The sequence below is a fragment of the Acinetobacter boissieri genome (assembly GCF_900096955.1).
Classification (GTDB): domain Bacteria; phylum Pseudomonadota; class Gammaproteobacteria; order Pseudomonadales; family Moraxellaceae; genus Acinetobacter; species Acinetobacter boissieri.
The window spans coordinates 85,351-103,656 of record NZ_FMYL01000008.1 but is presented as its reverse complement, the minus strand read 5'-3'; the positions used below and the strand labels follow the sequence as shown (position 1 = coordinate 103,656).

Sequence of the window (18,306 nt, the reverse complement as noted above, 5' to 3'; positions counted from 1 at the left end):
AACAGGTAAAGTATAGCTACTTTACCTGTTCAAAGAGAAAAAGCATAAAATATGCAGTGGCTTATTTTTCAGTCAAGTAGCTAACTGGTTTGTTTACGTCAATTTTAGTTCCACCAAAACGATCAGCAATAAACTTTTTCACTTCTTCACTGTGATACAGTGGAATAAGTTTTTGCAGTGTTGGGTCGTCTTTCTTCGCTTCTGATGTTACAAGTAAGTTGACGTTAAGCTTGGTTGATTGATCAATTGGTTCGTAGAATAATGCATCTTTAAGAACGTTTAAACCACCTTCCATTGCCAAAGTGTTACCTAAAACAATGCCGTCTACATCACTCATAATACGTACGGCTGTTGCCATAGGAATAAGTTTTAACTGTAAGTGTTTTGGATTGGCAGTGATGTCTTTAAGTTGACCATGGATTGGGTCAAAATCTTTCTTAAGCTCTATCAGGCCTGCGCTTTTAAGTAAAGATAAGGCACGTGCTTGGTTTGATGTGTCATTTGGAATTGCAATTTCTGCATTGTTTTTAATGTCATCTATTTTTTTATATTTCGTTGAGTAAATACCCATTGGTTCAATGTATGTAGTGGCAATAGCAACGAGTTTGTCTTTGTTTTCACTGTTGTATGCAGAAAGATAGTTGTATGTTTGAAATGCATTGACATCAATTTCACCGGCTGCAGTGGCTTTGTTCATAGCAACATAGTCAGTCATGTTTTTAACGTCAAGTTTGATGCCTGCTTGTTTGGTTGCAGGAAGTGTTGCGATATAGCGCCAAACATCTGTATCTGAACCATCAGATGCCAATACAATTGTGCTTATTTTCTTGTCTTCTGTTGTACTTGCCTGATCAGATGGTGCTTTACTGCAACCTGCAGAAACTAAAAGGCTAGCACCTAAAAAAATACTCAGTAGTTTTTTCATGTATTGAATTGTCCTATGTCGGTAATATAGGTTCTCTATATTGAGATATTCTCGTTTTAACGGGTAAGTATTGCCAATACAATATTGTAGTTGTTTTGCCAATATTGTGTGCTAAAACGAAAGAGTAAGGTGGAGCAGTCGCTTGTATATAGGGTGTGACAAGGTATGCCTTGTAATACCCAGCCAATATTTGTGCAAATGGTGGCTTTGTATAGCGGTAGACTGGCAAGATTGAGGGCAGTATAAAGTCTATTTTTTATAAGTCAAAACAATAAAATTCACAATCTATATGAATTTTTTTCATTTAAATAATCATTTTATGACTGATAAGTGAAAAATGCGCCCAATGAAAGGCGCATTTTTAATTATTATAGTTGTTCTCTTGCAATCGCACGATAGCCAATATCTGTACGATATTGCATACCAGTAAAGGTTACTTGACCACAAACTTCCAGTGCATTAATTTGAGCTTCGAGTACAGTGTCACCGAGAGCAGTTACACACAGCACACGACCACCAGCAGTCAGAATATGGCCATCTTCACTGAGTTTTGTCCCTGCATGAAATATTTTTGTACCTTCTGGTGATTGACCTAAACCTGAAATGACATCACCTTGGCGAGCCGTTTCTGGGTAGCCTTCAGACGCCAGTACAATACCTATTGATTTGCGTGGATCCCACTGCGCTTCGGCTGGAAGTGTTCCATCTATACCCGATTGAATTAACTCAACAAGTGATGATTGTAAACGCATCATAATCGGTTGTGTTTCAGGGTCACCAAAGCGGCAATTAAATTCGATGACACGAGGTTGACCTTGCTCGTCAATCATTAGACCTGCATACAAAAAGCCTGTATATACGTGACCATCTTTTTTCATGCCTGCGACAGTTGGGCGCATCACTTCTTGCATAACACGTTCAAAGACTTCATTTGTCACCACAGGAGCAGGTGAGTAAGCACCCATACCACCTGTGTTTGGCCCTTGGTCTCCTTCAAAAATACGTTTATGGTCTTGAGACGTAGCCATAGGTAAAATATTTTCACCGTCAATCATACAAATAAAGCTGGCTTCTTCGCCTGCTAAAAATTGCTCAATGACTACACGGCTACCTGCATCACCAAATTTGTTGCCAGACAGCATGTCATCAATGGCTTCAAATGCTTCATCATTTGTCATGGCAACAATCACGCCTTTGCCCGCAGCTAAACCGTCTGCTTTAATGACAATTGGAGCACCATGTTGTTTGATATAGGCTTTTGCTGGCTCAATTTCGGTGAAGACATCATAAAAAGCAGTTGGAATGTCATGACGTTTTAAGAAGTCTTTTGCAAATGCTTTTGAGCCTTCGAGTTGTGCTGCGTATTGAGTTGGTCCCCAAATACGTAAACCAGCAATGCGTGCTGCATCAACCACACCATTGACAAGCGGTGCTTCTGGGCCAACCACAATGAGGTCAACATTATTGCTTTGAGCGAATTCAATAATAGCGCTATTGTCTAAAATATTGAGCGTAATATTAGTACATTTTTTTTCAGTGGCTGTACCTGCATTGCCTGGCGCAACAAAGACCTGTTTAACTTGGTCATCTTGTGCAATTTTCCATGCAAGTGCATGTTCACGACCACCGTTGCCTAGAACTAAAATATTCATGAAGACTCTCTCTATGAATGGGGCATGTTAATGTTCGGTTTTAACATGCCAAGCAAATCGTAAGGAATTTTAGTGGCGGAAATGACGCATGCCTGTGAATACCATTGCAATACCAGCTTCATCTGCCGCTGCAATGACTTCTTCATCACGCATTGAACCACCTGGTTGAATAATGCATTTAATGCCCGCTTTTGCAGCATTGTCTATGCCATCACGAAATGGGAAAAATGCATCTGATGCCATGACAGCACCTTCAACAACAAGCCCTGCATGTTCTGCTTTAATACCTGCAATACGTGCTGAATTGACACGGCTCATTTGACCTGCACCCACACCCACAGTTTGGCGATTTTTTGCATATACAATCGCATTTGATTTCACGTATTTTGCAACTTTCCATGCAAAAATTAAGTCGTTAATTTCAGCTTCTGTCGGTGCACGTTTGGTCACGACTTTAAGATCACTGGCTTTGATCATGCCTAAGTCTTGGTCTTGAACCAATAAACCGCCATTCACACGCTTGTAGTCAAGTTGTGTAGCTCGGTTTTCAATATTTGGTAATTCACCACAGGTGAGTACGCGTACATTTTTCTTAGCTGAAGTTACGTCTAATACGCCGTCTGCAATACTTGGTGCAATAATCACTTCGACAAATTGGCGTGAAACAATGGCTTGTGCTGTTGCAACATCTAATTCACGGTTGAAGGCAATAATGCCACCAAAAGCAGATTCTGTATCTGTTGCATAAGCAAGATCATAAGCGGCTTGTATGCCATCTAAAGATACTGCAACGCCACATGGGTTTGCGTGTTTTACAATAACACATGCTGGTTTTTCAAATGATTTTACACACTCGAGGGCGGCATCTGTATCTGCAATGTTGTTATAAGATAAAGCCTTACCTTGTAATTGTTTTGCAGTAGAGACAGATGCTTCGGTTGCCTTGTCTTCAACATAAAACGCTGCAGATTGGTGAGGATTCTCACCATATCGTAAGTCTTGAGCTTTTTGTAATTGGGTGTTAAATGTACGTGCAAATGTATCTGCTGAACCATCTGTATGACCAACACGTGCACCGAGATAAGAAGCAATCATGCCGTCATATTGTGCTGTGTGTTCAAATGCTTTTACAGCCAAGTCAAAACGTGTTGCTTGAGAAAGCGTATTATCAGCTTTTAACTCCGCAATCACAGTCCCATAATCTGATGCATTGACTACAATACCGACTGAGGCGTGGTTTTTAGCCGCTGCACGTACCATCGTTGGGCCACCAATATCAATATTTTCAATGGCATCAGCTAAGCTACAGTTTGGTTTAGCAACAGTCGCTGCAAAAGGGTATAAATTTACGACAACAAGATCAATGGCTGCAATATCGTGTGCTTGCATAACATCTTCATCAATACCACGGCGAGCCAGAATACCACCATGAATTTTAGGGTGAAGTGTTTTAACACGACCATCCATCATTTCAGGGAAGCCAGTATGCTCTGATACTTCAATGACTGAAATATTATTTTCTTTAAGAAGTTTATATGTTCCACCAGTAGATAGGATTTCTACGTTTAGATCTGAAAGGTTCTGCGCGAATTCAACAATACCTGTTTTATCAGAAACAGAAATTAAAGCACGTTTAATAGTCATGATGTATTTAGTCTTTGAAGTTGGAAAACAAAAGGTAAAAAAAATGCCCACGAAGACGTGAGCATTTTATCATTTATTCACTCATTAATCCGTGAGCTTTCAACTTTTTACGTAGTGTGCCACGGTTCAAGCCTAGAATTTCAGCAGCACGTGTTTGGTTACCACGTGTGTATTCAAGGACTACAGACAAAAGAGGTTTCTCCATTTCTGCTAGCACCATGTCGTAAACTTGCGATGGTTGCTCACCTTGCAAAGATGCAAAATAGTGACGAACTGCGCGATCCACATGGATACGAAGCGCAACATCAGACTGTGCAGTAAAAATAGGAGATTTGCTATTCATGCGTTTTAATCCGAAATCAATCTAAACCTTACCAAAATGGTATTGGTTTTATATTTAAAGGTAGATATAAACTCATTGGTAAAATGAGATATCTAGAAAACGAGTATAGCTTGCCACATTTTTCTCGCTTTGGTTGAAAAATAACCGTAACAAATATTTAAGAATTGTTACAGCCATTAATCAGAAACAAAAAAGAGCTGTATGCGCAGTATTAAATAATGCACATGAGCTTATTTTTTTTCTTCATGGGGTAAGACGAGGTGTTTATTTGGCTAAGCTTTTCTTGGCGCACATAATAACATTGTGCAAAATAAAGTGAGTAAATTTGAGTCAGTTTTTTTGTGTTTTTTAATCGTTTTTTTGAATTGAATTGTATTTTTAATTGCTTAAAATAATATTGGTAGTGCTTTTATTTACAAGATGAAAATTTTATGTGTCTGATTAGGTTGATTTGTTATATTTTTATTGGCATTAACCAATCCCAATCAGTGTATAAGCTAAAACAATTAAAATGAGTAGACCCAAGGATATGAAACAAAAAATAGCAATAATAAGGAGTGGAAAAGATGTTTTTTTCGGTCGATATTGCCCCTTACGTGGATAGAGCCTGAGCGTATGTTGTAATTTGGGTGTATCGTGTTGCGGGTGAATATAATGTGTGTTGTTAAGATACGTTCGTAAATCGATATTAGATGAGTTGCTTTTACTCTCAAAAATTTCAAGTATTGGATGATTGGTCTGTTTGCTCTGGTGAACTGTGGCACTACTCAGTAGGGGTGCATTGTGTATTTGCTGTGGCTTATATTTATTTGACATGCAAAGGTATGCGTTAAAAGTGTTTGAGCACTTGAAACAGCACACCTTTCCTTGAGCTACACGCAGCTGTAAAACAGATACACGGTATTTTGTTTTACAGGCTGGACAAGTACTTGTAATACTTTGCATAGGGGATGAGTTAGCCTAAACGTTTTCCTGAGATACGACACCAATGTTGCTCTCTTTTTTCAACTTCAGTCACTTCAAAAAGGGGAGCATAAGCATCGCAGACGTCCTGCAGCTGTTCTTCTATAACACCTGCTAAAGCAAAGGCTGCATGGGGTTTGGTGAGTCGGCTAAATTCAGGGGCTAACGCCATGAGTGGCCCCGCTAAAATATTAGCGACCAATACATCAGCTTGTTGTGCTTCAAATTGTTGATTAAAGTTTTCTGGTAAGTCAACAAATAGGCCATCTGAAACATTGTTTAGTTCGGCATTTTGGCGTGTTGCAAGTACAGCTTGCGGATCAATATCCGTTGCATAGACTTTCTCTGCACCCAGTAAAAGAGCAGCGACACCTAAAATACCTGAGCCACAACCGTAGTCAATCACAGTTTTGCCTTTAAGGTCAGTTTTTCCTAACCATTGTAAGCATAGAAAAGTACTCGCATGATTACCTGTACCAAAGGCTAAACCTGGGTCTAGTTTTAGGTTTACCGCTTGAGGATCGGGTGGTGTAAGCCATTCTGGAACAATCCAAAAGTGGTCTGCAATTTGAATGGGCTCGTAATAATCCATCCATGTACGTTCCCATACTTGGTCTTCAAGTATATCGTGACGAATAGTTGTGTGTGCTGGTAACTGCATATTTAAAAATGAAATCAGTGCATTGACATCAATGGTTTCTGAATCATCTTGTTGGTATATACCAGTGACGATCACTTTATTCCACAGTGGTGTTTCACCGGGAAGTGGTTCAAGAAGTGCTTGATCTTCTGCATCATCAAGCGTCACACTGACTGCTCCAAGAGATAGGAGGAGTGACTCTGTTATTTCGACTTGAGCTTGATCAACAGTAATATGAATTTGTAACCACTTCACTGAAATAACCTAATTTTGCTAAATAAGACTGTATTGTATCGAAAATATGTCTGCTTAGAAACTTTAGTTTATCGCTTAGTCTGATTCGGTAGGCGAGTTGATACAGATTAGTGAATACTGTGTTGTAAGGTGTTCAACTCACTTTTGCTAAACCCACGTGACATAAGCACACGTTTGATGCCTGTTGCAATGCAATCGTCATCGGTGGTTTGGAGAGCGTGTAGAAGTTGTTCGTTACTTTTACATGCCGAGTCATTTTCAATACATGCAATATTGTTTTTGCCACTGTTGAAAATGTTTTTAGGGAGAAATAGTTTTTGCCAAATACTCATGTGAGCCGTGACCATTAACAAAGATATGTCGAAATATAAATCAAAAAATAAAAAATTCAAGTCATGATAATTTTAGGACATATGTATATAAATTTTGTTCTGACCATATAAAATTATAATCAGTTTTAAAAGATATTGAATTGTTTATAAATTTAATATTTTATTCGTTTAATATTTTGAAACATCTTTGTTTTTTATTTATGTAAGCACATCATTTTATTAAGAGTTTTTTTGAATTAAAAGGTATTTTATTATTGGTAAGTTAGATAATATGTGGCGGTTTTGTGTGACCGCCACAGATGAGTCTTAGCGTTTTTCTAGTAATATTCCACTTTCCACATGGTGGGTGTATGGGAACTGGTCGAACATGGCAAATCGAATAATGCGGTGCGTTTGACAAAGTGTTTGTAAGTTGTCTGCAAGCGTATCTGGATTACATGAAATATAAATAATATGCTTAAAATTTTGCATAAGTTTTAAAGTTTCAGCATCAATACCTGCGCGTGGTGGGTCGACAAAAATTGTGCCAAAATTATAGTCTGCTACCTCAATTTGTGCTTCTTGTAAGCGCCTAAAGGTACGCTCGCCTGTGTAGGCTTGAGTAAATTCTTCAGCTGCTAAACGTGCGATGGCAATATTGTTGATTTGATTGGCTTGAATGTTCCACTCGGCTGCATATACAGATGATTTGGCAAGTTCAGTGGCAAGTACTTTGGGAAACTTTTGTGCAAGTGGGAGTGTAAAGTTACCATTACCACAATAGAGCTCAAGTAGGTCACCTGTGCATACATTGGCTACGTCTGACGCCCACTGCAACATTTTTTGGCAAATTACTGCATTTGGCTGTGTAAAACCATTTTCAATTTGTTTGTATTGATAAGTTTTTTGATCGACTGTAAATTTCTCTACTACAAAATCATCACTTAAAACGAGCTTTTGACCACGGCTACGTCCAATAATTTTGATATTGAGTTTTTCTCCGAGGGCATGTGCAAGCTGTTGCCATTCTTCATTGAGCTTATGGTGATAAATAAGTGTGACCAGCATTTCACCACTTAGACTACCTAAAAAGTCAATTTCAAATAAACGGTGGTGTAGTTGTTTTTGTTGTTTAATTTCTTCAAGCAATACAGGCATGAGCTGATTGATTTGTGTTGAGGCAATTGGGAATTGGTCTACACGAACAGCCTTTTTATTTTTCCCTATCTCATCGGCTTCAAACATGGCATAAAACATGTCGTCATCTGTGTGCCAAATACGAAATTCTGCACGCATACGAAAATTGGTTTCAGGCGACTCAAACACTTCAAGTTGTGGTGGTTGAAAGGTTTGAAATTGGGCAGAAATACGCTCAACTTTTGCTTGCAACTGTTGTTGGTATGCAGAGGTCATATGTTGGTTGGCCACACGCTAAAATAGAAGCGGCAATGTTAACAAACTACGCCATTTTAGCCTAGTGCTGAAATGGCGTAGCGTACGTGTTGTTTAAGACATGGTCATGAGGCTTGCATTACCGCCTGCTGCTGTGGTGTTAATACTGACTGCGTGTTCAATCACTAGGCGCTCTATAGCAACATGTGTGCTATGGCTCGGTTGGTGATGAATCGAAACAATTGCACCCTCTCGTGCTGCAATACGCTCTTGTAGTACAGACAGCGCAGTCGTTTCACCGTGATGTAATACGGCATCTAAAGTTGCAGTATTGGTATCTTCAACAAGGTGAATTTGTGTTTTGACAGCGCTTGGTAAGTCGTTAAAATGCTTGCTGATCACGGCATCTTTAGCAATAACAGCATGTGCATTGACTGCAAAAATAGCCAATAATTGCGTAATATAGTCTTGCTCATTACTGGCAATACTTGCAATGTGTTTACGTGGTTGCATGGTGTATTGGTTACTTTCACCGGTTGGTCCTTGCAGTTCGTAAGTTGTTCCCACAATAAATGGTTGTGTGTCTACAACATTGAGTGTTGGGAACGTGGTTTTTGCCCATGTTTTAAACGCACGAAGTGCTTCAAAATTAGGTTTCGATGGACTATTCAATGCTTGTTTTACTGCGAACGGTGTTGATGTGTCAAAGTCATGTGGTTGCATGAGACGGTGTAAATATAGTGGTCCACCTGCTTTTGGCCCAGTACCTGATAAGCCTTCACCGCCAAATGGTTGTACACCAACAACAGCACCAACAATGTTGCGGTTCACATAAAGGTTACCCACATTTGAGTGATTAATGACTTGTTGGATAGTGTCATCAATACGGGTATGTACGCCCATAGTTAAGCCATAGCCTTTTTCATTAATTCGTTCAATGAGTTGTGGTAGTTCATTTTGTTGATAAGTAATGACATGAAGCACAGGGCCAAAAACTTCTCGCTCTAAGTCATCTAAGTTAGGAAGTTCAATTACTGTAGGTGGTATGAATGTACCTTGAGCTGATGCATGTTGCGTCGCCACATCATCGAACGTGAACTGATGTACGGCATAGCCTTTGGTTCTCATTTTTTCAATATGACGTTGAATGGTCTGTTGTGCTTCTGCATCAATCACAGGTCCAATGTCAGTTTGTAAAAAGTGTGGGTTGCCTAAACGTAATTGTTGCATCGCCCCTTTGAGCATGGTTTGAATAGATGCTGCACAGTCTTTTTGTAGGCATAAAATACGTAGGGCAGAACAGCGTTGACCTGCGCTGTCAAATGCAGAGCTGACGACATCGAGTACGACTTGCTCGGTGAGTGCAGATGAGTCAACAATCATGGCATTTTGACCGCCTGTTTCTGCAATGAGTGTGACAGGGTTACCTTCTGGTGTAAGGCGTTTAGAGGTGGTTTTTTGTAAAATCTTAGCCACGTCTGTTGATCCTGTAAACATAATGCCATGAATGCGTTCATCTGCACTCAGTGCTGCACCTACGCTTGCGCCATCACCGGGTAAAAACTGTAAAGCAGCTTCAGGTATACCTGCTTGATGCAACATTTTAACCGCTTGGTATGCCACAAGTGGTGTTTGTTCAGCAGGTTTTGCCAATACACAGTTTCCTGTAACAAGTGCTGCTGCAATTTGTCCTGTGAAAATTGCCAATGGGAAATTCCACGGGCTAATACATAGTACATTACCTAGCGGTTTAACTTGGGCATCAAAAGTATGTGCTTGTTTGGCGTAATAACGTAAAAAGTCAATAGCCTCTCTGACTTCGGCAATGGCATTGGCATAGGTTTTACCACTTTCACGACATAGCAACACCATTAGTTCTAGTAGTTGATCTTGCATTGTGTCGGCAGCTGTTTCTAAATAGCTTGCCCGCTCTGCTGGTGTGGTATTCGCCCAAGTGTGTTGTATGTGTTGTGCTTGCTCTAGCGCGACACTTACATTTTGGGTATCTGCTTCAATCACATGACCAACAATATCTTGATGCTGCGATGGGTTGAGTATTTCTTTTGCCGCCGTGCTGTAGTCAGAGGCTGTTTTGTTTGCAATCAGCGGAGTGGCTTGCCACTGGTGCTGAGAGAGTGTTTTTGCAACGTGGTTAAGCGCAGTTAAGCAACTGTCGTCTGCCAAGTCAAAACCTTCAGAATTGATGCGTCCTAAACTATAAAGGTCTTTGGGAAAGCAAATAGATGGATGTTTTGCACCAATGACATGCTCTTTGCTCGCAGCAGTTTCAATATCTTGTATAGGTGATTGGATAAGATCTTCAATTTTTACAGACTTATCTGAAATACGGTTAACAAAAGATGTGTTTGCACCATTTTCAAGCAGTCTACGCACCAAATAAGCCAGTAGTGTTTCATGATTGCCCACAGGTGCATAAATACGACATGGTATACCAAGAGTTGAAACGACTTGTTTGTAAAGTGGTTCACCCATACCATGTAAGCACTGGAATTCATATTGAGTAGAGTAGTACTTTTCTGGTTCTGCAAGGTGGTAAATAGTTGCTAAAGTTTGTGCATTATGTGTCGCAAATTGTGGGTAAATGGCTTCAGGCTCTGCCAAGAGTTTCTTTGCACACGCTAAGTAAGAAAGGTCTGTATGTACTTTACGTGTAAATACAGGGTAGTCTGACATGCCTTCAACTTGTGCTTTTTTAATTTCGCTGTCCCAATATGCACCTTTGACTAAGCGAATCATGAGTCGTTTTTCACTGCGTTTAGCAAGGTCTATAATATAATCAATTAAAAAGAAACAACGTTTTTGGTAGGCTTGGATTACAAACCCAATACCATTCCAATCTGCAAGTTGAGGGTCAAAGCACAAACGTTCAAGCAATTCTAAAGATAACTCAAGACGTTCACTTTCTTCTGCATCAATGTTTAAGCCAATATCATATTGTTTTGCAAGGAGTGCTAATTCAACGATGCGAGGGTACAGCTCGTCATGCACACGGTCTGTTTGTGCACGTTGATAGCGTGGGTGTAACGCAGAAAGCTTAATTGATATGCCTGCACTGGCATATACGCCTTTTTTATTGGCAGACTTTCCAATCGCATGAATGGCTTGTTCGTAGTCTTTCATATAACGCTTAGCATCATGTTCAGTGAGTGCTGCTTCACCAAGCATGTCATATGAATACAAAAAGCCTGCTTGTTGCATCGGTTTAGATTTTTCTAAGGCTTCTTGAATAGTTTCGCCGGTTACAAATTGCTCACCCATCATGCGCATAGCTGCGTCAACGGCTTTACGAATAATACCTTGGCCACTACGTGCTAAAATGCCGGTAAGTGTACTACTCATTGTTTTTCGAGTTGGCGTTGCCATTAGTTTGCCAGTCAGCATGAGTCCCCATGCTGCAGCATTTACAAAGACTAAGCTACTTTGACCAACGTGTTCTTTCCAGTTGCCCTGATTAATTTTGTCTTTAATTAAGCGATCACGCGTTGCTGCATCTGGAATACGAAGCAATGCTTCAGCCAAGCACATGAGTGCAATCCCTTCTTGTGAAGAGAGAGAAAATTCTTGCAAGAGGCCTTGTACAATACCAGCTTTGCCCGATGCTTTACTTTTTTCACGTAAATGTTCCGACAGTTTATATGCAAGATCATAAATTTCTTGATTTAACTGGCTTGGAATTTGGGTAAATTCCAGTAACTCAGAAACACTTTCACTTTCATTTGTGCGCCAATGGGTATTAATATTTTTTTGTAGTATTGTGTACTCATGAAGGTTTGTAATATCTTGGAACACTGTAGAGCAAGGTGATGTAGTGTGATCTGGTGTATTCATAAGATGACATCCTAGCGTATGCAACATTAAATAGTGACTTTTGGTTTATAAAATTAATCATTGCAAAAAATATGCCGAATAACTCACTATATTTTTTATTTTTTTTAGGTAAATATTTTATGGCTGATGGAGATGCATCACTAGATCGTATTGATCTTAAAATTCTTGATTTATTACAAAAAGATGGGCGTATATCAAATACAAAATTGGCTGAAGCAGTCAGTTTGTCACCTACAGCCGTTTTAGCCAGAGTGCAACGCTTGGTTGCAGATAGCTACATTTTAGGTTACTACGCACATTTAAATCCAGAAAAACTTAATGCAGGTTTTTTAGTATTTGTTGAAATACTTCTTGATAAAACTACACCGAATGTTTTAGATGAATTTGTTGAAGCGGCACGTAATTATCCAGAAGTTATAGAATGTCATATGATTAGTGGCGGTTTTGATTTTTTAGTTAAAGTACGCAGTAAAGATATGGACGATTTTCGCCGTATTGCGGGGAATGTGATTTGGAAACTACCGGGGGTAAAAGAAACCCGAAGTTATCCGGTCATGCAAATGGTGAAAGAGGGACAACAAATTAAGATATTAACCAAAACAGAAAAGCCAAAACGTTAACTTGATCTGTTTTGAGCGCACGACCCACCGGTAAAGGTGAGTCAGTGCGTTTTTTTTTAAGTTAATTTTTGAGTGCAGGTTGAGCGGCTGCTATAGCAGCAGCTACAGCGTCATCTTCTGATAAATGAGCTGCAGGTTTTTTAGGTTTTACAGTGTCTGTACTTGCCACTTTTTCAGCTTTTACTTTAGGTGTTGTACTTGGTATTTCTTTTACATCAGGCTGATTTTGTGTATTTGATTCCATTGAATCCACATGCTCAACAGTTGCTACTTTTTCTTGCATCTCGTCGTTATGTTTATGGTGTACTTTCTCTACAGGTTTTGCTGCAGGTTCGGCCATGATACTTGATGCTTCTTCTTTACTCATACCTTGAGTTGGTTCAGGAGTTACTTTTGTAAGGGGTTGTAATGGTTCTGACGCAGGATTTTTTGCGACAGGTGTTTCATTTGTTGTTTGGCTTTCTGTCTTTTGTTCTTCGTGTTGTTCTTTTTTAGAGCAAGCCACTAGAATAAGACAGGCCGCGATAGCAGTACCAATAAAAATTTTTTTCTTCATCATTTTTAAGTTCTAATCAAGTGTTGACCGATTCATTATAGCAAAAAAATAGATGAGAGCATGGTATGGCTTTATATTTCACGTCATTTTATTGTAGATAATGTGGGCGACTGTAAATAGTTATGTGAATAGATGCTGAATGACTTTGCTTAAAACGACAGACTCAAGTAAAATTATCCAACATTGCATGCCAATTTAGGCTTGATTGTACGAGAACTCGAATGACCCATTTTATTTTCGTTACTGGTGGTGTTGTATCATCACTTGGTAAAGGTATTTCGGCAGCTTCAGTTGCTGCATTGTTGGAAGCCCGTGGTTTACAAGTGACCATGGTTAAAATGGATCCATACATTAACGTTGATCCAGGGACAATGAGCCCATTTCAGCATGGTGAAGTCTTCGTGACAGAAGATGGTGCTGAAACTGACCTTGACTTAGGTTACTACGAGCGTTTTCTACGCCGTGCTAAAATGACTAAGCTGAATAATTTTACCAGCGGTCGTGTTTACCAAGATGTGTTAAATAAAGAACGCCGTGGCGACTATCTTGGTGGAACAGTACAGGTCATTCCACATATTACAGATAACATTAAAGAGCGTGTACTTCGTGCTGGCGAAGGCTATGACGTTGCTATTGTAGAAATTGGCGGTACGGTAGGTGATATTGAATCACTACCATTTATGGAATCTGTACGTCAGTTGATGGTTGAGCTAGGTCATAAACATAGCATGTTAATGCACTTAACATTGCTACCTTACGTGAAGTCTGCTGCTGAACTTAAAACTAAACCAACACAGCATTCGGTGAAAGAATTACTGTCTATTGGTATTCAACCCGATATTTTAATTTGCCGTACAGAGCATGATGTAGATGCCGAGACCACGCGTAAAATTGCATTATTTACCAATGTGCAAGCACGTGCAGTGATTGTATGTAAAGATGCAAAAACAATTTATGAAATTCCACGTAATTTTTCTGAGCAAAAGGTAGATGACCTAATTTGCGAACGTTTTGGTTTTGATAACCTGCCTCAAGCGGACCTGTCTGACTGGGACCAAGTATGTGAAGCATTATTCAACCCAGAATATACTGTACGTGTTGCGATGGTGGGTAAGTATGTTGAACTGCCAGATGCATACAAGTCGGTGAATGAAGCATTACTGCATGCAGGGATTCAAAATCGCGTTAAAGTACAAATTGACTACGTAGATGCTGAAAGTTTAGAGTCACAAGACCTTTCTATTTTATCAACTGCAGATGCAATTTTAGTCCCAGGTGGATTTGGTGAGCGTGGTACTGAAGGTAAAATGACTGCGATTCGTTATGCACGTGAGCAAGGCATTCCATTTTTAGGCATTTGTTTAGGCATGCAATTGGCCGTGATTGAATATGCACGCCATGTTGCAAATATGTCTGAAGCCAGTTCAACAGAGTTTAATCGTTCAACTAAGTATCCAATTATTGGTTTAATTACTGAATGGTTAGATGAGCGTGGCGAATTACAACAGCGTAATTTAGAGTCTGATTTAGGCGGCACAATGCGTTTAGGTGCACAAAAATCAGAACTTGTTGCGGGTACAAAAACACGTGAAATTTATGGTAAAGCTGAAATTACCGAACGTCATCGTCACCGCTATGAAATGAATGACCGTTTTATTGCACCGCTTGAAGAAGCTGGGTTAAAAATATCAGGGTATTCATCTGTACAGCACTTGGTTGAAACGGTAGAAATTCCAGCCCATCCTTGGTTTGTTGCAGTACAGTTCCATCCTGAATTTACAAGTTCACCGCGTGATGGACACCCTTTATTTGCAAGTTTTATTGATGCTGCTAAAAAGCAATATCAAAAAGTGCAATAGAAAACTTACTTAGGAAGTTTAAATGTCACAATTAAAACCACAACAAATTGTACGTTTAGGCGATATACAGGTGGCAAATCATTTGCCATTTGTATTATTCGGCGGCATGAATGTACTAGAGTCTAAAGATTTAGCGTTTGAAATTGCTGAATCTTATATTGAAATTTGTAAGCGTCTTGATATTCCATATGTCTTTAAAGCCAGCTTTGATAAAGCCAATCGCTCAAGTTTGCATTCATATCGTGGGCCGGGCTTAGAAAAAGGCGTAGAGTGGCTAGGCGAGCTTAAAAAGCAACTGAATATTCCTATTATTACAGATGTGCATGAGCCACACCAAGCTGCAATTGTGGCTGAAGTTGCCGATGTGATACAGCTGCCCGCATTTTTAAGCCGTCAAACAGATTTAGTTGAGGCAATTGCTAAAACTGATGCTGTGATTAATGTAAAAAAAGCGCAGTTTTTAGCGCCGCAAGAAATGAATCATATCTTGCAAAAATGCTTAGAAGCAGGTAATGATAAGGTGATTCTTTGTGAGCGTGGCTCTTCGTTTGGTTACAATAATCTAGTTGTTGATATGCTGGGCTTAGATATCATGAAGGCAATGAATGTGCCAGTCATTTTTGATGTGACACATGCACTGCAAAAACCAGGTGGGCGAGCTGATTCGGCAGGTGGACGCCGTGAGCAGATTGCAACTTTAGCACGTGCAGGCATGGCAACTGGTCTTGCAGGTTTATTTTTAGAAGCACACCCAAACCCAGACCAAGCAAAGTGTGATGGGCCGTGTGCGCTAAGATTATCTCAACTTGAGCCGTTTTTAGCACAGACTAAAGAATTAGATACGCTTGTAAAAGGATTTAGTAAACTAGACACAAAATAATGCACAGAATGCATTAGCATATAATACACAGGAGTTTTTATGAGCCAGATCGTTGATATTCGTGCACGTGAAATTTTAGATTCACGCGGTAACCCAACTATTGAAGCAGATGTGATTTTAGCATCAGGTGTTGTAGGTCGTGCATGTGCACCATCAGGCGCTTCTACGGGTTCTCGTGAAGCATTAGAATTGCGTGATGGCGACAAGTCTCGTTACCTAGGGAAAGGTGTTTTACAAGCAGTTAATAATGTAAATACTGAAATTAAAAAATTACTTGTAGGTCAAAACGTATTTGATCAAAAAGCAATTGATGAAGCAATGATTGCTTTAGATGGCACTGAAAATAAAGAAAAACTAGGTGCAAATGCAACGCTTGCAGTATCACTTGCAGTTGCTCGTGCTGCTGCAGACGAAAAGAAAATCCCACTGTACCAATATATTGCTGACTTACGTGGTCAAACAACATTGTCTATGCCTGTACCAATGATGAACATCATCAACGGCGGTGCACATGCAGACAATACAGTAGATATTCAAGAGTTTATGATTGAGCCCGTGGGCTTTACATCATTTGCAGAAAGCCTGCGTGCAGGTGCAGAAACATTCCATGCACTGAAATCTGTACTGAAGAAAAAAGGTTTAAACACAGCTGTGGGCGATGAAGGTGGTTTTGCACCAAACTTACGTTCAAATGAAGAAGCCATCACTGTTATTTTAGAAGCGATTGAGCAAACTGGTTACAAGGCAGGTTCTGACATGATGTTAGCACTTGATTGTGCTGCTTCTGAGTTTTACTCAAATGGTCAATATGTACTTGCAGGTGAAGGCAATAAAGCATTTTCAAGCCACCAGTTCGCAGATTACTTAGCAGGCCTTGCAAATCAGTACCCAATTATTTCAATTGAAGATGGTCTGGATGAGTCAGATTGGGACGGTTGGTCTTATTTGACTTCAATTTTGGGCGATAAGATTCAGTTAGTTGGCGATGACTTATTTGTAACTAATCCAAAAATTTTACAACGTGGTATTAATGAAAAAGTTGGTAACTCAATTTTGATTAAATACAATCAAATTGGTACGTTAACAGAAACGCTTGATGCTATTTACCTTGCTAAACAAAATGGCTACACCACAGTAATTTCACATCGTTCGGGTGAAACAGAAGACTCTACGATTGCCGATCTAGCAGTAGGTACTGCTGCAGGTCAAATTAAGACAGGCTCATTGTCTCGTTCTGACCGTGTTGCAAAATACAACCAGTTGCTTCGTATTGAAGAAATCACGAAAGCGGTTTACCGTGGGCGTGCAGAGTTCAAAGGTCTGAACTAATTTAATATGATCACATTTTTAAAAGAGACAATGAACTCTTTTTCAAGTGCATTTATTTTAGGGCTTGCGATCATTTTGGTCGCAGGCTTTCAATATATGTACTGGTTTGGAGAGGGTGGCTATTACGACCATCAACATTTAATGCAACAGATTCAGCAACAAGCAGATACGAATCAAACATTGCGTGAGCGTAACCGTGTTTTGGGTGCAGAAGTATATGATCTAAAAAATGGTGCAGAAGCCGTTGAAGAGCATGCTCGTCTTGATCTTGGTTTAATTAAACCGAATGAAACATTTGTTCAAATGAGTACTTTAAGTGCTCCACAGCTACAACAACAATACATTCCACTTCCAGCTAATAGTAAAGACCCAACCAATGAAGACGAAGACAACCCCAATCTCCACTAAACTTTGGGCAGTCGTTCCTGCTGCAGGCTCTGGAAGTCGATTTTCTAAAACGGAATTAAAACAATATCAAAAGATTCAAAATAAAACTGTGCTAGAGCATAGTGTAAATGCACTTTTTCAATTACCTTTGGCCGGTTGTGTATTGGCAGTACATCAAAATGATACTGAGATTAATAATATTCAATTTAATCATTTAGACAAAATACATTTTTGTACTGGCGGGGCAGAGCGGGTAAATTCTGTACTGAATTCACTTTATCATTTGGCAAATATTGCAGACTTAAATGACTGGGTATTAGTACATGACGCAGCAAGACCGTGTGTACATAAAGAGAGTCTATTTGCATTATTAGCAGATGCACAGTTGCATTCAAAGAGTGTTATTTTAGCAACACCGGTACGAGATACGTTAAAGAAAGTACCATGCGATTCGATTGAACAGACGGTATCTCGCGATTGCTTATGGCAGGCTCAAACACCTCAACTGGCACAGTTAGGCTGTTTAATAGGTGCATTAGAGCAAGGGTTGGCGCATCAGCGAACAGTGACTGATGAAGCCAGTGCTTTAGAAGCAATAGGGGAAACGGTACGTGTAGTCATGGGGCGCTCAGACAATATAAAAATTACTTATCCAGAAGACTTAAATTTTGCTCGTTTGGTTTTATCTAGCAAGTAAAGTC

At 39.6% G+C, this 18,306-nt stretch carries 16 protein-coding genes and 1 pseudogene; 6 read left to right on the top strand and 11 right to left on the bottom strand.

Annotation, left to right across the window (positions count from 1 at the left end; genetic code table 11):
• Positions 1 to 61 precede the first annotated feature (61 nt).
• The 10 genes and pseudogenes from BLS38_RS09465 to putA form a co-directional block, all read right to left on the bottom strand.
• A complete protein-coding gene (locus BLS38_RS09465; protein WP_092748956.1) occupies positions 62 to 925 on the bottom strand; it encodes a MetQ/NlpA family ABC transporter substrate-binding protein in 864 nt (287 codons plus the stop codon).
• Positions 926 to 1,293: 368 nt separating this feature from the next.
• The gene (gene purD / locus BLS38_RS09460; protein ID WP_092748954.1) at positions 1,294 to 2,577 is read right to left on the bottom strand and encodes a phosphoribosylamine--glycine ligase; all 1,284 of its coding nucleotides are present in this window, start codon (positions 2,575 to 2,577) and stop codon (positions 1,294 to 1,296) included.
• A gap of 69 nt (positions 2,578 to 2,646) precedes the next feature.
• Positions 2,647 to 4,221 carry a bifunctional phosphoribosylaminoimidazolecarboxamide formyltransferase/IMP cyclohydrolase gene (purH, locus tag BLS38_RS09455; RefSeq protein WP_092748952.1) on the bottom strand — a complete coding sequence of 525 codons (1,575 nt, stop codon included), beginning with the start codon at positions 4,219 to 4,221 and terminating at the stop codon, positions 2,647 to 2,649.
• Between the two features lie 73 nt (positions 4,222 to 4,294).
• Positions 4,295 to 4,564 carry a DNA-binding transcriptional regulator Fis gene (gene fis, locus BLS38_RS09450; protein ID WP_005014868.1) on the bottom strand — a complete coding sequence of 90 codons (270 nt, stop codon included), beginning with the start codon at positions 4,562 to 4,564 and terminating at the stop codon, positions 4,295 to 4,297.
• Between the two features lie 471 nt (positions 4,565 to 5,035).
• Complete coding sequence (locus tag BLS38_RS09445; protein WP_244518264.1) at positions 5,036 to 5,380, bottom strand: hypothetical protein; 345 nt, start codon at positions 5,378 to 5,380, stop codon at positions 5,036 to 5,038.
• Between the two features lie 54 nt (positions 5,381 to 5,434).
• Positions 5,435 to 5,509 (bottom strand): annotated as a pseudogene (locus BLS38_RS13355) (MJ0042-type zinc finger domain-containing protein); the annotation flags it as partial.
• 10 nt (positions 5,510 to 5,519) lie between these two features.
• A complete protein-coding gene (gene prmA / locus BLS38_RS09440; protein WP_092748948.1) occupies positions 5,520 to 6,422 on the bottom strand; it encodes a 50S ribosomal protein L11 methyltransferase in 903 nt (300 codons plus the stop codon).
• Between the two features lie 107 nt (positions 6,423 to 6,529).
• Positions 6,530 to 6,754 (bottom strand): hypothetical protein, encoded by a 225-nt coding sequence (locus BLS38_RS09435; protein ID WP_092748946.1) that lies wholly within the window; start codon positions 6,752 to 6,754, stop codon positions 6,530 to 6,532.
• A 306-nt stretch (positions 6,755 to 7,060) separates the two neighbouring features.
• A complete protein-coding gene (gene trmA, locus BLS38_RS09430) occupies positions 7,061 to 8,146 on the bottom strand; it encodes a tRNA (uridine(54)-C5)-methyltransferase TrmA (RefSeq protein ID WP_092749091.1) in 1,086 nt (361 codons plus the stop codon).
• Positions 8,147 to 8,239: 93 nt separating this feature from the next.
• Positions 8,240 to 11,974 (bottom strand): trifunctional transcriptional regulator/proline dehydrogenase/L-glutamate gamma-semialdehyde dehydrogenase, encoded by a 3,735-nt coding sequence (gene putA / locus BLS38_RS09425; RefSeq protein ID WP_092748944.1) that lies wholly within the window; start codon positions 11,972 to 11,974, stop codon positions 8,240 to 8,242.
• 119 nt (positions 11,975 to 12,093) lie between these two features.
• On the opposite strand from putA, the gene BLS38_RS09420 reads away from it, so the two are divergent.
• A complete protein-coding gene (locus BLS38_RS09420) occupies positions 12,094 to 12,594 on the top strand; it encodes an Lrp/AsnC family transcriptional regulator (protein ID WP_092749089.1) in 501 nt (166 codons plus the stop codon).
• A gap of 61 nt (positions 12,595 to 12,655) precedes the next feature.
• Here BLS38_RS09420 and BLS38_RS09415 read toward each other — a convergent pair whose 3' ends face one another.
• Positions 12,656 to 13,153, bottom strand: a complete 498-nt coding sequence (locus BLS38_RS09415; RefSeq protein ID WP_092748942.1) for a hypothetical protein — start codon at positions 13,151 to 13,153, stop codon at positions 12,656 to 12,658.
• 218 nt (positions 13,154 to 13,371) lie between these two features.
• Between BLS38_RS09415 and BLS38_RS09410 the strand changes: the two genes are divergently transcribed.
• From BLS38_RS09410 to ispD, 5 genes are read left to right on the top strand one after another with little or no spacing between them, the layout of a single operon-like run.
• Positions 13,372 to 15,009 (top strand): CTP synthase, encoded by a 1,638-nt coding sequence (locus BLS38_RS09410; protein WP_092748940.1) that lies wholly within the window; start codon positions 13,372 to 13,374, stop codon positions 15,007 to 15,009.
• A gap of 22 nt (positions 15,010 to 15,031) precedes the next feature.
• Positions 15,032 to 15,889, top strand: coding sequence for a 3-deoxy-8-phosphooctulonate synthase (gene kdsA / locus BLS38_RS09405; protein ID WP_092748938.1), 858 nt, complete (start codon positions 15,032 to 15,034; stop codon positions 15,887 to 15,889).
• A 39-nt stretch (positions 15,890 to 15,928) separates the two neighbouring features.
• The gene (eno, locus tag BLS38_RS09400; protein WP_092748935.1) at positions 15,929 to 17,218 is read left to right on the top strand and encodes a phosphopyruvate hydratase; all 1,290 of its coding nucleotides are present in this window, start codon (positions 15,929 to 15,931) and stop codon (positions 17,216 to 17,218) included.
• A 30-nt stretch (positions 17,219 to 17,248) separates the two neighbouring features.
• Positions 17,249 to 17,626 (top strand): cell division protein FtsB, encoded by a 378-nt coding sequence (gene ftsB / locus BLS38_RS09395; protein WP_244518262.1) that lies wholly within the window; start codon positions 17,249 to 17,251, stop codon positions 17,624 to 17,626.
• On the top strand, positions 17,595 to 18,302 hold the full coding sequence (gene ispD / locus BLS38_RS09390) for a 2-C-methyl-D-erythritol 4-phosphate cytidylyltransferase (protein ID WP_092748931.1): 708 nt from the start codon (positions 17,595 to 17,597) through the stop codon (positions 18,300 to 18,302). Before ftsB ends, ispD begins: the two co-directional genes overlap by 32 nt.
• Positions 18,303 to 18,306: the final 4 nt, after the last annotated feature.

Excerpts from the sequence above, each read along its gene's own strand:
- BLS38_RS09445 (WP_244518264.1), bottom strand. The coding sequence starts at position 5,380 with ATGTCAAATAAATATAAGCCACAGCAAATACACAATGCACCCCTACTG.
- trmA (WP_092749091.1), bottom strand. The coding sequence starts at position 8,146 with ATGACCTCTGCATACCAACAACAGTTGCAAGCAAAAGTTGAGCGTATT.
- ftsB (WP_244518262.1), top strand. The coding sequence starts at position 17,249 with ATGAACTCTTTTTCAAGTGCATTTATTTTAGGGCTTGCGATCATTTTG.
- BLS38_RS09435 (WP_092748946.1), bottom strand. The coding sequence starts at position 6,754 with ATGAGTATTTGGCAAAAACTATTTCTCCCTAAAAACATTTTCAACAGT.
- BLS38_RS09410 (WP_092748940.1), top strand. The coding sequence starts at position 13,372 with ATGACCCATTTTATTTTCGTTACTGGTGGTGTTGTATCATCACTTGGT.
- purD (WP_092748954.1), bottom strand. The coding sequence starts at position 2,577 with ATGAATATTTTAGTTCTAGGCAACGGTGGTCGTGAACATGCACTTGCA.
- BLS38_RS09465 (WP_092748956.1), bottom strand. The coding sequence starts at position 925 with ATGAAAAAACTACTGAGTATTTTTTTAGGTGCTAGCCTTTTAGTTTCT.
- purH (WP_092748952.1), bottom strand. The coding sequence starts at position 4,221 with ATGACTATTAAACGTGCTTTAATTTCTGTTTCTGATAAAACAGGTATT.
- kdsA (WP_092748938.1), top strand. The coding sequence starts at position 15,032 with ATGTCACAATTAAAACCACAACAAATTGTACGTTTAGGCGATATACAG.
- ispD (WP_092748931.1), top strand. The coding sequence starts at position 17,595 with ATGAAGACGAAGACAACCCCAATCTCCACTAAACTTTGGGCAGTCGTT.
- fis (WP_005014868.1), bottom strand. The coding sequence starts at position 4,564 with ATGAATAGCAAATCTCCTATTTTTACTGCACAGTCTGATGTTGCGCTT.
- BLS38_RS09415 (WP_092748942.1), bottom strand. The coding sequence starts at position 13,153 with ATGATGAAGAAAAAAATTTTTATTGGTACTGCTATCGCGGCCTGTCTT.
- BLS38_RS09420 (WP_092749089.1), top strand. The coding sequence starts at position 12,094 with ATGGCTGATGGAGATGCATCACTAGATCGTATTGATCTTAAAATTCTT.
- putA (WP_092748944.1), bottom strand. The coding sequence starts at position 11,974 with ATGAATACACCAGATCACACTACATCACCTTGCTCTACAGTGTTCCAA.
- eno (WP_092748935.1), top strand. The coding sequence starts at position 15,929 with ATGAGCCAGATCGTTGATATTCGTGCACGTGAAATTTTAGATTCACGC.